Here is a 13,765-nt window from a genome sequence, read left to right as displayed (position 1 = left end):
GGTGGCCGACAGCATGTACTCCTGCATGTGCCGGGGGAGAAGATATCGCTGCCCAGCGGCCCGAACCGGTCCATGAGCCAGCCCCCGATCGGCCCGCCGAGCTCGGGGGAGATTCCTCCATGCGGGGTCCCGATCGTGCAGAGTTTCGACACCGCTTCGGCGGGGTCGGCCAGTTCGCGCTGCAGGACGGTGCGGCAGATCAGCCCGCCCATGGAGTGCGCCACGAGGTAGACGGGTGGTCCGCCGCGAGTCTTGGCATGCACCAGATCGATGAAATCGACGAGACCCCTGGCCGCGCGGCCGATGTCGTACGATTGCGGCTCGACCCCGAATGTGCCCATGCGGCGTCGTGGAACTGGTGGATCCAAACGGAGTCCGGTTCCAGCGTTCCGGGATAGGCATTGATCAGGACGTTCTGCTGTCAGAAAAGCCTCGCACACAAATGACGGGGTAGCGCTCGCTCATCGCGTCTTCATTCGCGCGTCACGTGTCACGACAGGAGATCTTGGTGGCACGATTGGAGGCGTTCGACAAGCGGATGACGGTCCTGAACCGATTTCCGCGCTTACCCCACGCCGAAACCCGTCGATAAAGAGTTGAGAGGTGCAAGACGATGGACACAGAGCCGCGCGAAACCGCAAACACGACTATCAGCCTACTCCTGCGCCACGTGCGTGAGCGCGGTGGGGAGGGAGCCGTCATCGAGGTGCTCGCCCGGGCGGGCGTACAGCAGGATGCAAAGACTCTCCAGAACACGTCCGCGTGGGTCAGCTACGCCACCCGAATCCGGCTGTTCGAGGCCGCAACCGCGGTGCTCGGTGACCCGAACACCATGTTCACCGTGGGTACCGGTGCGGTCCGCGGTGACGTCCAGCCCGTGCTGGTGCAGCTCCTGAGTGTGTTCGCCTCACCTGGAGCAATTTTTCGTCAGCTGCCACGCATGGTGCCGAAGTTCACCACAACGTCGACGATGGATGCAGTCCGGGTCGGACAGACCAGCGCGACCGTGCGCTACCGCCTCCACGACGGCTATCGTCCGTCCCGACTCGACTGCCAATACGCCCAGGGACTGTTTTCGTCCGTGCCGGCCATTTTCGGACTCGCCCTTGCCCACATCAGCCACCCGCAGTGCCAATCGGACGGCTACCCGGCGTGCGAATACGTGCTGACCTGGTCAACGCGGGTGCGTTGGTGGTCCTGGCGCACGCGGAGTCGCTGGGTCGACGCATCCCTCGGCGTACTGCGCGACAAGGTGCGGGAGGTGCAACTGGCCGCGGCTGACCTCGTTAGCAGCGACGATGTCGACGAGGTGCTCGCCCGAATCGTCGATCGCGCCGCCTCCGCCGTGCTCGCGCCGTCATACCTCCTCATCGTCGAACCTGCCGGGGGCGGCGCGCCGCTGGTCCGCCACCGAGGGCTTGGCGACGAACGTGGCGCCGATCTCGTGGCACGGATGCTGCGCGGAGAGCAACTGGGCGAGCGCGCGCTGGTCGTTGACATCGCCTCCAATCGCAGGATCCACGGGCATCTGGCCGCCGTGTTCACGGAGGGACACACCGCGATGCTAGGAGATCGGGCCCTGCTCGAGGCCTACGCCGGACACGCGGCCGCAGCCCTGGACCTGTTCACGGCTCTCGAGGAATCCCGCCGGGAGGGAGTTCGCACGACCGCACTGCTCAACCTCGCCCACCAACTGGCGATCAGCGACAGCGTCGAGGCGATCGCGGAAGTCATCGCGTCGGCACTGGCGGCGATCGTCGGCAGTGACGCGGCATCCGTTCTCCTCTGGGACGCCGACCTTGGTGAGCTTCGCCCTGCCTCAGCCGTCGGTTTCGAGCCTGCCGATCGCGAATTCTTCATGCGTACGACGCTGACTGTGGAGCAGACGCCGGAGCTTCTCGGCGTTCTCAGACGGCAGGAACGCGTTCTGATCACGGCTGACGACGCCAGCCCGGCCCTGGCGGAGCTGCTCCGTGCCATCGGTTCACACAACGTGGTCGCCGTCCCCCTTCTCGCCGGGGATATGTTGATGGGCGTCGCAACGGCCTGCTGGGTTGCCCCCGTCGCGGCCGAGGTCCTGGCGGAGGCCATCACCCTGATCGAAGGTGTCAGCCACCAGGGAGAAACGGCCATGCAAAGGGCCCGGCTGCTCGAGACAGTGAGGCACCAATCCCAGCACGATGCCTTGACAGGCTTGCCCAACCGAGCGCTGTTCGCGCTGCTGCTCGACACCGCCCTGGCAGAGTGCCAGCCTCACAGCCGAACGGCGGTGCTGTTCTGCGACCTCGACAACTTCAAACGCGTCAATGACCGGCTGGGCCATCGCGCCGGGGACGAGCTGCTGCGGCAGGTCGCGGCTCGCCTGCGCGCCGAGGTTCGAACCAATGACACTATCGGCCGCCTCGGCGGCGACGAGTTCGCGGTGCTTGTCACCGATCTCGACGGCGAAGATTCGGCCATCGAGCTGGCCCACCGAGTAGTCGGCTGCCTGAATCCCCCTTTCCACCTGGCCGGCCAGCACGTGCGCATCTCCGCCAGTGTGGGTGTTGCCTCGCACAGTGGACAGGGGGGTCGCGGCGAGCAGCTCCTCGACGCGGCCGACGCCGGGATGTACGACGCAAAGAGAACGGGACGGAATCAGATCGCCGTCGCCCGCACCGAGGTGCCGGGCAGTGCATCATCGAACCCGGAATCACCGGGGGACACCGACACGTCACTGCTGGTCGAGCTGGCCCGTGCCGTCGAGGCGAACGAGATGAGGCTCTACTACCAACCTGTCGTGGACATCTCCCGTTTCGGCGAGGAGACGGTGGTGGGTGCGGAAGCCCTCATCCGCTGGGCGCACCCGCGACTGGGCGTTTTGGCCCCGGGCGCCTTCTTGCCGCTGGCGCAGGAACGCGGCCTCATCACCGAGATGGATCTGTGGGTGATCGCGACCGCGTGCCGGGACGTGGTCGAGTGGCCGCAGTTAGGCGCTCGGCCTCTAGGCGTCGCGGTCAACCTCGACGCCGCCACCCTTCTGGACTGCCGACTCGTGTCGACGGTTCGCACGGCTCTCAACCGCAACGACCTCGCACCGGAGCGACTGACCCTCGAGGTGGTGGAGAGCAGGTCACTGGTCGACCTCCCCGGCATCGTCGAGCGCCTCGTGGAACTGCGCCGCCTGGGCATCCGCATTTCCCTTGACGATTTCGGCACCGGCTTCTCGACCCTGGCCTGGCTCAACACCCTTCCCGTCGACCAGATCAAGATCGACCGCAGCTTCATTCAGGACCTTCCCAACGCCTCCTCCGTCTCCCTCGTGCAGGGAATCCTGGCGCTGGCGTCGAAGCTCGACGTGGAGGTGATCGCCGAGGGGGTGGAGACCACGGAACAGCTCGACAGTCTCCGCACCAGCGGCGCCGTGCTTGCCCAGGGCTACCTGTTGGGCCGCCCGAGCGCGACCTGGGACCCGATGGCTGGAAGCGCGGTTGCGGCGGCCCGACGCGGGGCATAGCGCACGAGTCCGGGCGTGCTCGCCCCAGATCGCGGCCTGGCCGCCGTCGGCCGGCAGGACGGCCAACTGGTTTATCCGTTCGGGGACACATCGCTCGCGATGACCCGGGCACCCTCGCTGGCGAAACGGATGGCCGGGGCCCGGCCGAGCCCGGACCCCGCACCGGTCACGATGGCCGTCTGGCCCTGCAAACGGTACGGGGCGAATGCGGGTGCCATGGAATCCGAACGAGCTGGCGCTGATCGCCTTGCGGCTCTTCCGGAAGCGCGAATTCGATGCCTGCAGCGGGGCGGACGTCGCATCCGCCGCCAGGGCCAGCCGGCGCACCCTGTTGCGTCACGTCACGTCACGTCACGTCTAGGTCCGATGGCGGCACACGCCTTGTCGGCGGCGGCTGATGCGGCCCCGTTCTGGTGGGTCGAATTCAGCGTTGGAGAACAGCAGGCGCTCGTCGGCCAGGTGATCGATCGGATCGGCCGTGCTCTGGGCGACTGAATGCAGTTGGCAGGCTCAGGCCAGCATGCTGCGCAGCATCCACGCCGTCTTCTCGTGCACGTCGAGGCGACGCACGAGCAGATCGGTGGAGACCTGGTCGGGCGCACCCTCGGCGAGGGGCAGCACCTCCCGGATGGTGCGGGCCGTGGCCTCATGGGCGGCGACCAGACGACGGAGCATCTCCGGGGCATCCGGCAGGTCGGTGTCCTCGCGCACGACGGCGAGCTCGGTGAACTCACGGTAGGTGCCCGGCGCCGGGGTGCCCAGTGCACGGATGCGCTCGGCGATGTCGTCGACGGCCAGGGCCAGCTCGGTGTACTCGTCCATGAACATGGTGTGCAGAGAGTGGAACATGGGGCCAACGACGTTCCAGTGGTAGCTGTGAGTCTTGAGGTACAGGGTGTACGAGTCCGCCAGCACCCGGGACAGGCCGTGAACGATCTTCTCGAGCTGCTGATCCGGGATACCGATGTCGATTATCTGACTCACTGGTGACTCCTTAGGTCGTGTGGGTATTCACGCTACACACCCGGGGTGTGACGCCGCCGTGAGGACCGGTGGCCAACCGGAGTGACCGCGAACCCGGTCAGTCGATCCGGGCCACGGTGACCGCGATCTCGGTCACGACCGGGTTACCGTTCTGGTCGAGCTGATCTGTGATCGCATCGTGCACGCGGCGGCTCACGTCGGGGGCCGCGAAGGGTGCGGCGACGCCGATCTTGACCGCGATCTTCAGGCCGCCCTCCCTCTCGGAGACGGAGACGGAGACGGAGACGGAGCTGGTCGACCGCGGCTTGCCGGTCACGGCTTCGACGGTGGTTGCGATCACCGAGGCGACCACGGTTGCCACGAGCGGGGCTGCCGAATACAGCGCATCCACGCCGGGGACTGCCAGCACCGCCCCCTCGAGTTGAGCGGTCAGCTGGGCCGGCGTCCCGGGGTCGGGCGGCGGCGCTCCAGGTGCAAGGGCGTCACTCATCGCTGCTCGCTTTCGCTTTCGCCGGCGGGGGTACGGGTTGGTACAGGTCGCGGATGGTGATGTCGACGGCCTCGACGGCGAGTTCCGTGTGCTGGCTAAGTGCGGTGTAAAGAGCCTCCCGGAGCTGCTCGGCGAGCGGTGGAATGTTCTTGCCCTCCAGAACCGTGGCATCCACGCGCACGGTGACGGGTGCGCCGGGCTCGCTGACCTCGCCGTCGAGGCGGCACCGGCCGACGATGATGTTCGGCACGCCGTCACCGGCGGCACGCAGAATGCCGCGCACCGCACCTTCGGTCACGCTCAGGCGAGCGGTGGGGGAGGGGTGGCTGATCGGGATGTCCCGGCCCGCGCGCGCCTCCAGATTGATGTGCTGCAGAATCGAGTTGACCCAGCTGTCCTCGCGCTCGGATTCGCGCTCCACGTCTTTCCGGAGCAGGGCGCGCTGCGTGCGCCGGAGCCGCTGCATGCCGCGCAGGGCGATCTCGCACTCGGGGAAGCCGTCGATGCTCGGGTCTGCGGGGGTGCGGTCCCGGTCGAGGTAGTCGCTCAGTTCTTCGAAGGTGTGGCCCGCGAGCTCATCGGAGGGGTTCATCATCGCCATTCCTCCATCTCTTGGAGCAGAGTCTTCCGAGCTCGGGCGAGAAGCCCACGAACCGTTGAAACGGGAAGTTCCAGTTCCTCCGCGATCTCGCCGTAGCTGCATTCCGCGAGTTCTCGCAGCATCCAGCAACGGCGCTGGTCCTCCGGCAGATCGCCGAGGACACGCGTCAGAGCTTCGGTTTGAGACTCCACCTCCGCCAGTCTATGGGGGGAGTGGCTCTCCGGTGCCGGGGCGTCGGTGAGATCGACGTTGAGGTGCGGACGCCGGGCACGTAGCCGGTCGACGCTTTTCCGGCTCACGATCCGCATCAACCAGCTTCTGACGGCGGCGCCGTTGTCGAGGGTGGGCAGCTGCTGCCAGGCGGTGATGAAGGACTCCTGAACGACGTCGTCCATCTCGTCATTTGATCCCAGGACCCGGCTGGCATACACCCGCATCAGCGGGCCGTAGCGACGCACGAGCGCCTCGAACGCCCGAATGTCCCCGTCGGCGGCGCGGTCGGCCAGGGTCTGGTCGGTGAACGACTCAAACGGAGATGCGAGCGGTGCCCGGATTGGGGTCGTTGGCATCATTTCTCCACCCTCTCACCCGCCGTGTCCAAAAATTACTTGACAAATCCGTGTGACAAATATGCCACAACACACGTCGTATTACTGACAGCCTTTGTCAGCCGCAGAACGGAAGGATTCCCGATGTTCCACTCACCCGCCGTCGACGACAGCATATCCGCCGGTGCCGTCATGCCCACGTTCGATTCGTTGCTCGTCGGTCCGGCCGATGATGATGATGACGCCGGGGACTCGACGGCTGCGACCGCATACGTCTGGGGCACGCGCGCCTGGCTGCCACCGACGCAACACCACTGGAAAGGGAAGACGCTATGAGTGCATCCGACAAGATCGAAAACGCCGCCCAGGACCTCAAGGGCAAGGCCACTGAGGCCGTGGGCAAGGTCACCAAGGATGATTCCAAGGTTGCCGACGGCAAGGCGGAGCAGTCTTCGGCGAGTGTGAAGAAGGCCGGCGAAAACGTCAAGGACGCTTTCAAGCACTAAGTTCTTCACGCATGGAGCGTCAGATCCAGTCGTTGCGCTTGAACAGCACGTAGAGCAGTGCCGAGAGCCCCACGATCAGCGCGGCCGAGCTGTAATAGCCCAACGGCTGGGCGAAGCCGGGGTAGGGCACGTTCTGCCCGTAGAAGCCCGTGATGGCTGTGGGCACGGCGATGATGGCCGCGTAACCAGTCACCTTCTTCGTGATCACGTTGAGCCGGTTGCCTTGAATCGCCAGATTCGCCTCAAGGATGGCGGTGGCCTGGTCACGCAGGCTCTCCGTCCATTCCATGACGCGAAGCACATGGTCGTATACGTCCTGGAAATAGGGACCCATTTCGTCCCGCAGCAGGTGCAGATCGCGCCGCAGCAGCGTGTTCACGACCTCGCGCATAGGAAGGATGACCCGGCGTATCGTCACGAGACTCTTGCGCAGTTCGAAGGAGGCCCGCTGCACCGCTTCCTGCTTGGTACCAGGCAGGAAGAGTTGGTCCTCGAGTTCTTCGACTTGTTCGTCCAGTGCTTCAACGGCGTCGAAATAGCCGTCGACGAGGTGGTCGAGCAGCCCGTGCAGGAGGAAGGCCACTCCGTTCCGGGCCAGATCGGAGGCCGAATCCCAGCGGGCCACGACGGCCTCCAGGTCGAAGCCTTCAGTGTGCACGGTCACCAAGGCCCGGTCGGTGATGAACACCGCGATCTCGTGCGTGGTGACCTGAGCGGTCGCCACGCCGAATTCGGCCGAGTACGCGGACAGGAACAGGTGGTCGGGGTAGCGGTCGAGCTTGGGCCTCTGCCGCAGCGTCAGGGCGTCTTCGACCGCCAGCTCGTGCAGGCCCAGTTCGCCCGCGAGGCTGACGAGATCCTCTTCGCCGGGATCGGCGAGGTCCACCCAGACGACGGCGCCGGACAGGGCGAGGTGCTCAGACACCTCGGCGAGCGGGAAATCCTCGTCGACGAGAGAGCCGTCGCGGTAGCAGCGGGTACGGGGTGTGGGCACACTCCAGTCAAGCCCGATCTCGACCGATCGAATAGGTCAGCGCGCGGGGGGGCTCCCAGGCGGCGACGGATGTGACGGTGTCGAGCACTTGCGTGCGTCCGGCATCCGTCAGCTCGATGCGGAGGCTCGGTGAGTCCAGCGTCATGGCCACGGTGAGTCGCGCGACGGCGTCCGTACCGGTCCAGAGGAGTTCGAGTCGGTCGTCGCCGATGGCCGTCCAGGAGAAGTCGCCGTCGAAGGCCGGGTGCGTGCTGCGGATGCGGGTCAGGCCGAGCTGGGCCCGGGTCACGTCGGTCGCGAGGGCACGTTCGACCTCCTCCGCCGTGTAAACGTGGCGGTTGACGTCGCGGCCATTGCCGGTGCGCTCGAAGAGTTCGGTGTCGTCGAGGCCGCCGAGCAGTCCCACGTAGTACACCTGCGGTCGGCCGGGCAGGAAGTGCTGCACGGCGCGGGCCAGAAGATAGGGCACTTCCTCGCCGCCGAGGACGCTGTAGAACGTCGCGTTGATCTGGTGCGGCAGCGTGAACCACTCGGGCACGACGGATGCGATGGAGGAGTGGCCGTGTGTGGCACGCTCCGCCCGCGCGAAGATGTCGATCATCTCGGCCTGGGTCAGCAGGCCCGGCTTGTCGCCGATCGGGCCCGCGTCGATGACGCCGATACCGTCGTGAGTGTCGAGCACGGTGATGGCGTTCGCGGGGCGGATCTTGAGCCAGTCCGCGAGGCGGTCAACGGTTCCGGTGCCGAGCGAATGTAGAAGCAGAGGTGCCAGCGCGAAGTCGTAGACGCGGTCGACCAGCGGGGCGATCGCGAGCTGCTGGCTGTAGTGCGCGTGCACCTCGACCAGCACCTCGAGGCTCTCCTCGTGGGCCATGGCCACGACCGTGCGGGCGAACTCGAGGGTCTGCTCGGTCATGAAGCTGTCGGTTCCGGGGGTCTTCACGGCGTAGCCGACGGCGTCGAGCCGCACCGTTGTGACGCCGCCGGCGGCCAGCGTCTGCAACACCCGACGCAGATAGGCGAGGGCCGCGGGGTGGTTCACGTCCAGGTCGACCTGGGTGGGCATGAAGGTCGTCCAGACGAGGTGACGGCTGCCGTCGGCGCCCTGGTAGGCGGTGAAGGGGAGTCCGGGTCGCGGCCGGTAGAACGCCGTGATGTCCTTCTCGGTGCCGCCGTTCGGGAACACGGTGTCGAAGGTGAGGAACATGCCCTCGGAGGTGGAGGCGGTGCCACGGGCCAGCCAGTCGATGAACTCGACCGACGAGGAGGAGACGTGGTTGACGATGAGGTCCGCGGTGAGCCCGCGCGTGCCGGCGAGGCTGCGCATGTCGTCCCAGGTGCCCAGTCGGGCATCGACCGCGGTGTGGTCGATCGGGTCGAAGCCGGCATCCGCGCCGTCGAAGGGAACGTAGAACGGCAGCACGTGCACGCTGCCGAAGGCCCTCAGCGGTCCGTCGAGCAGCGTCTGCAGATTGTGGATGGTGCCGCCCAGGCGGTCGGCGTAGACGAGCAGCTCGATTGTGGTCATGTTCAACTCCGGTTCGACTCGGCGCGGCAGCGAACAGCACCGATTCAGAAGTTACGGCACCCGGTGGGCCAGGGCAATTCCGGCTGTCCTTCCGGCTGTCCTTCCGGCGGCTCCCCCTCGGTGGTCGAGCGTGCGAGACCCTGGAGACCCAACCCGGCCAGGGACCCCGTGATGTTGGTCGAACCGGTCGAGCCCAGGGCCCAGTACCCCCTTACTCGTCGTCCCGGGTTGCGTTCTTCCGTTCGATGGTGGCCGTCATGCGGGTGCGGGTGCGGGTGTCGGTGCGGCTGTCGGTGTCGGTGTCGGTGTGGGTGTGGGTGCGGGATTTGGTTGTGTTTCGCCCTGTGTGGGGCCCGGTTTCGAGCCGGGGTGGTGCCATGATCTGTGCGGCTCCGCGCAGCATGCGGATGGCCCGTCGCTCCGCGCGGGTAAAGCACGCTCCGGTGCGCCCCGGGCGATGATGCGTCCGCCATCGTTGATCACGGCCTTCTGTTGGCCGCCGTTGCTGATCAGATCTCTGTCGGCGAGCGCGTCGGGCCTGGACCGGTCGGCGACCTCGGCCGCTGCCGCCACCCGAACCGCGTCCACCCGTCTCCCGTGGACCCCGACCGCCCCGGTCACCTGCAGCAGGTCGTCGTCGTCGAAGCCGCGCACCGCCGAACACCGCCGAACACCGCCGAACACCGCAGAGACTCCCCACGCCCCACCGCGAGGGTCTGCCACTCAGCGACCGCCCGGGCCGCCGCGGACGGGCCGGGCACGGCAACCGCTTTGAAGCTTTCCCAGAGGTTGATCACAAACAAAAGGTTACCAAAATTAGAACAAAGAAATGAGGGTCTTTCCTATTGTGGATAAGTGCTATTCGAAATCTATGTTCAATTTGACCGGTACGCCTCGATGAGCGAATCCTGACGGCTGTGGGCGATGATGGATCGCGAATTGGGGGTTTCGGGGCGGTTGTTCCTGGTGCCGACGTGGACGAGCAGTGGACCGCTACGCGGGATCACCGTGCGTTCCGGACCAGTGTGCCCGAACGTCCTGCTCCGAGTCCGAGGCCGTGCGGCAACGCCGCTGAACGAATTCGACGGAGATTTGGGCCAAAATGGCCCTAGACACTGCTGAACAGCTGTTTTTCAGGAAAATCGCCGTCGAATTGGTTCGACAGCTAACCCGGCGCTCCGCCTGTGCCGACAGGCATCCCCGGGGTGTGGTCAGCTCTGGCCCCTCCGGGAGCTACGCAACCGATCGATCAGGACCCTCTCGTGTGGTGCCGCGGAGCGTCCTGGTCGGCAAGATTCGTCCAGTGCTTCTCGGAGCCGCACTCGTCGCACAGGAACCAGATCTCTTCATCCGCCAGGGTGTCGGTTGCCACGGCTCGGGTTCGCATGAGTCCGGCGCAAGCGGCCTGCTGGCACTGAGGATTGAAGTCCATGTATGGAGCGCTCTCTCTCGGCGCGGCAGTTTGCCGTCTGTGTTGACCGTGCGGGTGACGTTACTCCGATTCGGCGTGTGCGACCAGAGCTGAGGTGGCGGAGCCACTTTTGCGGGTGCTATGCGCCGAGGCGTCGTGCCTTGAAGCCGAACACCATCGCCTCAATGCTTGGAGCGAGCAGCACAAGAACGGCTCGGGAGGCCGGCCAATGCTGCTGCCCCCAGCGGGACCGGCTCCTCGCCGCCGCGCTCGTATCCCGGCAGCTCAGCAGGGCATCACTCAGGAGTGCGGCGTCGACAAGAAACACCGGCAGGAAGGCCACGGAAATCCAGGAGGTCGTGAGGGCGCGGCGCCCCTCGCGGCGCCTGCTCTGCCTGGGTGCCGGCGCTCGTTCCTGCAGCGGCCATGGTCACTCCTTCGCCACCCCCGCTTGCCCGTCCGTGCCGCACCGGGCAAGCGGGGGTGGCCTGTCAGGGCATCCGTTCGTGCGCATTCCATGATAATTTCACCTGACCATGTCAGACCTGCCTGCCGAATCCTCCCGGGCTGCCGAGCCGCTCGGGCCGCAGAGACCTCTCTCGCGGGTCGAGGTTGCCGACATCGCGGTTCGCCTGTTCCAGGAGCACGGCTATGAGGCCACGAGCACCGTGGACATCGCCGAGGCGGCCGGGGTCTCGCGCAGCACCTTCTTCCGGCAGTTCCGGTCCAAGGACGACGTGATCTTCGCCGACCACGACGAGCTGGTCGCCCGTATCGACGAGCACTTCGCTGCGACGCATTCGGATCCCTGGCTGGCCGTGTGTGAGGCCGCCGCCATGGTCTTCGAGCGGTTCCGCGAGCGACTGGAGATCGTGCGCATCCGGGACCGGGTCCTGCGAGAGACCCCCGTGCTGCGGGACCGGGAAACCATTATGGCGATCCGGTATGAACGGATGTTCGCCAGCTACCTGCGCAGCACCGTGCCGGGTGTGCCGCCCCTGACTGCCATCCGCTTCGCGGCCGCCGTGACGGCCACCCACAACTTCGTGCTGCGGCGCTTGATCCGGGCGACGGACAACGTCGGCCCGTATTCGCTGGCCGCCGAACTCACCGAGGTGCGACGGCTTTTCCACCTGGATGCCGCGGAGCCAGGTCCTGAGGTGCGACCCGCGGGCGACGTGGTCGTCGCCGTCTTCCCGGCCGCCACGGATCCCACCGAACTGGCTCGCGCCATCGAGGAGCGGCTGCGCGCCCAGACGCGCTCCCGCTGAGACTCAGTATCACTTGACCTGAGACTGAGTGTCAGATAGAACTTGTACCTGGGTATTTTCTGACCGGCGCACGAGGGCATTCATTCCCTGGTGCCGGACGACATCAGCCGATCAGGCCTGCCCGACTTCGCTGTCCTCCACGAAAGGGAAACCGTGCCCGACTACGACGTATCCACGCCCCTCGACACCGACTACTACGGCGTATTCGCCGACGTGCCTCAAACTGACCGGGCCTTCTGGGACCGCGCCCGCAGTTTTGCCACCGAGTCGCTGGACGAGTTGACGACTGCGTGGGACAAAGCCGAGTACCCGCTGCACCTGGCCCGTAGACTCGGCGAGCTCGACCTTCTCACCGACGGTGTCGTCGGCCCCGGACTGAGTCCCATGTCGCCGCTCGCGGCCGGGCTCGTCAACATGGAGATCTCCCGCGGCGATGGCTCGATGGGTACCGTGGTCGCCGTGCAGGGCGGGCTGGCCCTGCGCAGTATCGCCCTCTTCGGCAGCCCGGAGCAGCAGGAACGCTGGCTGGTGCCGCTGGCCCGCGCCGAGAAACTCGGCGCCTTCGCCCTGACCGAACCGGACCACGGCTCCGACTCGGTCGGCCTGGAGACCACCGCACAGCGCGACGGCGACGAATGGGTGCTCAACGGCGAGAAGAAGTGGATCGGCAACGGCTCGGTCGGCGACGTGACGGTGGTCTGGGCTCGCGACGACGACGGCAATGTGCGCGGCTTCCTGGTGGAACAGGACACCCCCGGGTATCACGGAGAGACGATCACCGGGAAGGGGTCCCTGCGCGCCATCCACCAGGCTCGGATCACCCTCACGGATGTGCGGATCCCGCTGGACGCCGTGCTGCCGGGCACCCACACGTTCAAGGACGCCTCCACGGTGCTCTTCGCGACCCGGCTCGGAGTGGCCTGGTCGGCCCTCGGCCACGCCACGGCGGTGTTCGAGGCGGCTCTGAACTACTCGACCCAGCGCATCCAGTTCGGTAAGCCGCTCGCCGGTTTCCAGCTCGTGCAGGAGCGCCTGACCATGATGCTGTCCCGGCTCACGTCGATGCAGCTGCACTGCTTGCGTCTGGCTGAGCTCGACGGCGCCGGAACGCTGCGCCCGATCCAGGCGTCGCTGGCGAAGTATCACAACACCAGGGCGGCGCGGGAGATTGCGTCGATGGCCCGTGACATGCTCGGTGGCAACGGCATCCTGCTCGAAAACCACGTCATCCAGCACCTCGCCGACATCGAGTCGCTGCACACCTACGAGGGCACCGAAAGCGTGCAGTCGCTCCTGATCGGGCGGGACCTCACCGGGATCAGCGCCTTCCGCTGACCCGATTGCTCGTCTCAGGACTCGGTCGACCTGTGGTCGACGGATGTCGCCGCTCGCGGGCCGGGCGGGTTTCGGTCAGGTGGATGAAATGACCAGTACTCGACATTGTGGAGACATTCGGCGTCTGCCAACGTACGCTATGACGCAATCACTCAGCCCGGCCGCACCAGAACGTGCCAGAGAACACGGGCAGCACTGCGCGCAACCGTCGTGGGAAACTCGGCCTGTGCGCCTGAACCAGGAACGCAGATCGATGACCGACAAACACCTCACCGACGATCAGCTGTTGCTCGAAACGGATTACACCAGCTACGCCAGCTCGTGCCGCGACCCGCACATCACCCCGACGAACGACCTCGTGGAATGCCGACGGCAGAGCGGCCATGACGATACGCACGCCACCAGGTCCGGCCTGCGCGCCATCCGCTGGGCAGTGCCGGAGCCACACGCGGCCTAGCCGAGCACGCCTGACTCCGGCCCGCCCTGTCACACGCCCGTGCCCCGAACGAATTCGACGGAGATTATGGCTCTCCTGCTTCATCTGTGGGTGTTGCGGAGCGCCTTAACGGCCGCACGCCGCTTCCTGTCTAGGTTTCTGACT

At 66.3% G+C, this 13,765-nt stretch carries 16 protein-coding genes; 7 read left to right on the top strand and 9 right to left on the bottom strand.

The window, feature by feature from the left end; genetic code table 11:
- Positions 1 to 613: 613 nt before the first annotated feature.
- Positions 614 to 3,496, top strand: a complete 2,883-nt coding sequence (locus E3T34_RS14925; RefSeq protein ID WP_104102263.1) for a bifunctional diguanylate cyclase/phosphodiesterase — start codon at positions 614 to 616, stop codon at positions 3,494 to 3,496.
- 71 nt (positions 3,497 to 3,567) lie between these two features.
- Here E3T34_RS14925 and E3T34_RS14920 read toward each other — a convergent pair whose 3' ends face one another.
- A complete protein-coding gene (locus E3T34_RS14920) occupies positions 3,568 to 3,714 on the bottom strand; it encodes an SDR family NAD(P)-dependent oxidoreductase (protein ID WP_369827985.1) in 147 nt (48 codons plus the stop codon).
- Between the two features lie 148 nt (positions 3,715 to 3,862).
- Between E3T34_RS14920 and E3T34_RS16790 the strand changes: the two genes are divergently transcribed.
- Positions 3,863 to 3,991, top strand: a complete 129-nt coding sequence (locus E3T34_RS16790) for a hypothetical protein (RefSeq protein ID WP_255453057.1) — start codon at positions 3,863 to 3,865, stop codon at positions 3,989 to 3,991.
- A gap of 15 nt (positions 3,992 to 4,006) precedes the next feature.
- Here E3T34_RS16790 and E3T34_RS14910 read toward each other — a convergent pair whose 3' ends face one another.
- The 4 genes from E3T34_RS14910 to E3T34_RS14895 all read right to left on the bottom strand — a co-directional run bounded on the left by E3T34_RS14910 (position 4,007) and on the right by E3T34_RS14895 (position 6,140).
- Positions 4,007 to 4,480, bottom strand: coding sequence for a Dps family protein (locus E3T34_RS14910; protein ID WP_104102258.1), 474 nt, complete (start codon positions 4,478 to 4,480; stop codon positions 4,007 to 4,009).
- Positions 4,481 to 4,577: 97 nt separating this feature from the next.
- Positions 4,578 to 4,970 carry a hypothetical protein gene (locus tag E3T34_RS14905; RefSeq protein WP_134343432.1) on the bottom strand — a complete coding sequence of 131 codons (393 nt, stop codon included), beginning with the start codon at positions 4,968 to 4,970 and terminating at the stop codon, positions 4,578 to 4,580.
- On the bottom strand, positions 4,963 to 5,565 hold the full coding sequence (locus tag E3T34_RS14900) for an Asp23/Gls24 family envelope stress response protein (RefSeq protein WP_104102691.1): 603 nt from the start codon (positions 5,563 to 5,565) through the stop codon (positions 4,963 to 4,965). The genes E3T34_RS14905 and E3T34_RS14900 overlap by 8 nt, the downstream gene beginning before the upstream one ends.
- Positions 5,562 to 6,140, bottom strand: a complete 579-nt coding sequence (locus tag E3T34_RS14895; RefSeq protein ID WP_104102253.1) for an RNA polymerase sigma factor — start codon at positions 6,138 to 6,140, stop codon at positions 5,562 to 5,564. The genes E3T34_RS14900 and E3T34_RS14895 overlap by 4 nt, the downstream gene beginning before the upstream one ends.
- Positions 6,141 to 6,263: 123 nt before the next feature.
- Between E3T34_RS14895 and E3T34_RS14890 the strand changes: the two genes are divergently transcribed.
- Together E3T34_RS14890 and E3T34_RS14885 are read left to right on the top strand one after the other, a co-directional pair.
- Positions 6,264 to 6,455 carry a hypothetical protein gene (locus E3T34_RS14890; RefSeq protein WP_134343431.1) on the top strand — a complete coding sequence of 64 codons (192 nt, stop codon included), beginning with the start codon at positions 6,264 to 6,266 and terminating at the stop codon, positions 6,453 to 6,455.
- A complete protein-coding gene (locus tag E3T34_RS14885; RefSeq protein WP_104102246.1) occupies positions 6,452 to 6,625 on the top strand; it encodes a CsbD family protein in 174 nt (57 codons plus the stop codon). The genes E3T34_RS14890 and E3T34_RS14885 overlap by 4 nt, the downstream gene beginning before the upstream one ends.
- A 19-nt stretch (positions 6,626 to 6,644) precedes the next feature.
- Here the strand turns inward: E3T34_RS14885 and E3T34_RS14880 are convergent, their stop codons facing one another.
- From E3T34_RS14880 to E3T34_RS14865, 4 genes are all read right to left on the bottom strand, one after another.
- Positions 6,645 to 7,619 carry a magnesium transporter CorA family protein gene (locus E3T34_RS14880; RefSeq protein WP_134343430.1) on the bottom strand — a complete coding sequence of 325 codons (975 nt, stop codon included), beginning with the start codon at positions 7,617 to 7,619 and terminating at the stop codon, positions 6,645 to 6,647.
- A 7-nt stretch (positions 7,620 to 7,626) separates the two neighbouring features.
- Complete coding sequence (gene gtfA, locus E3T34_RS14875; protein ID WP_134343429.1) at positions 7,627 to 9,147, bottom strand: sucrose phosphorylase; 1,521 nt, start codon at positions 9,145 to 9,147, stop codon at positions 7,627 to 7,629.
- A 211-nt stretch (positions 9,148 to 9,358) separates the two neighbouring features.
- Positions 9,359 to 9,526, bottom strand: coding sequence for a hypothetical protein (locus tag E3T34_RS15935; protein WP_166785913.1), 168 nt, complete (start codon positions 9,524 to 9,526; stop codon positions 9,359 to 9,361).
- A gap of 1,171 nt (positions 9,527 to 10,697) precedes the next feature.
- On the bottom strand, positions 10,698 to 10,901 hold the full coding sequence (locus E3T34_RS14865) for a hypothetical protein (RefSeq protein WP_134343427.1): 204 nt from the start codon (positions 10,899 to 10,901) through the stop codon (positions 10,698 to 10,700).
- Positions 10,902 to 11,094: 193 nt separating this feature from the next.
- Between E3T34_RS14865 and E3T34_RS14860 the strand changes: the two genes are divergently transcribed.
- From E3T34_RS14860 to E3T34_RS14850, 3 genes are all read left to right on the top strand, one after another.
- Complete coding sequence (locus E3T34_RS14860; protein WP_134343426.1) at positions 11,095 to 11,829, top strand: TetR/AcrR family transcriptional regulator; 735 nt, start codon at positions 11,095 to 11,097, stop codon at positions 11,827 to 11,829.
- Between the two features lie 153 nt (positions 11,830 to 11,982).
- Entirely contained in the window at positions 11,983 to 13,164 is a 1,182-nt protein-coding gene (locus E3T34_RS14855; RefSeq protein ID WP_166785366.1) for an acyl-CoA dehydrogenase family protein, read from the top strand.
- Between the two features lie 253 nt (positions 13,165 to 13,417).
- The gene (locus tag E3T34_RS14850) at positions 13,418 to 13,621 is read left to right on the top strand and encodes a hypothetical protein (RefSeq protein WP_104171714.1); all 204 of its coding nucleotides are present in this window, start codon (positions 13,418 to 13,420) and stop codon (positions 13,619 to 13,621) included.
- The last annotated feature ends 144 nt before the right edge of the window (positions 13,622 to 13,765 follow it).

The organism is Cryobacterium sp. TMT1-62, assembly GCF_004403145.1.
Taxonomy (GTDB): domain Bacteria; phylum Actinomycetota; class Actinomycetes; order Actinomycetales; family Microbacteriaceae; genus Cryobacterium; species Cryobacterium sandaracinum.
Note: the sequence above shows the minus strand (reverse complement) of the source record. Positions and strands in the feature narration are given on the sequence as shown.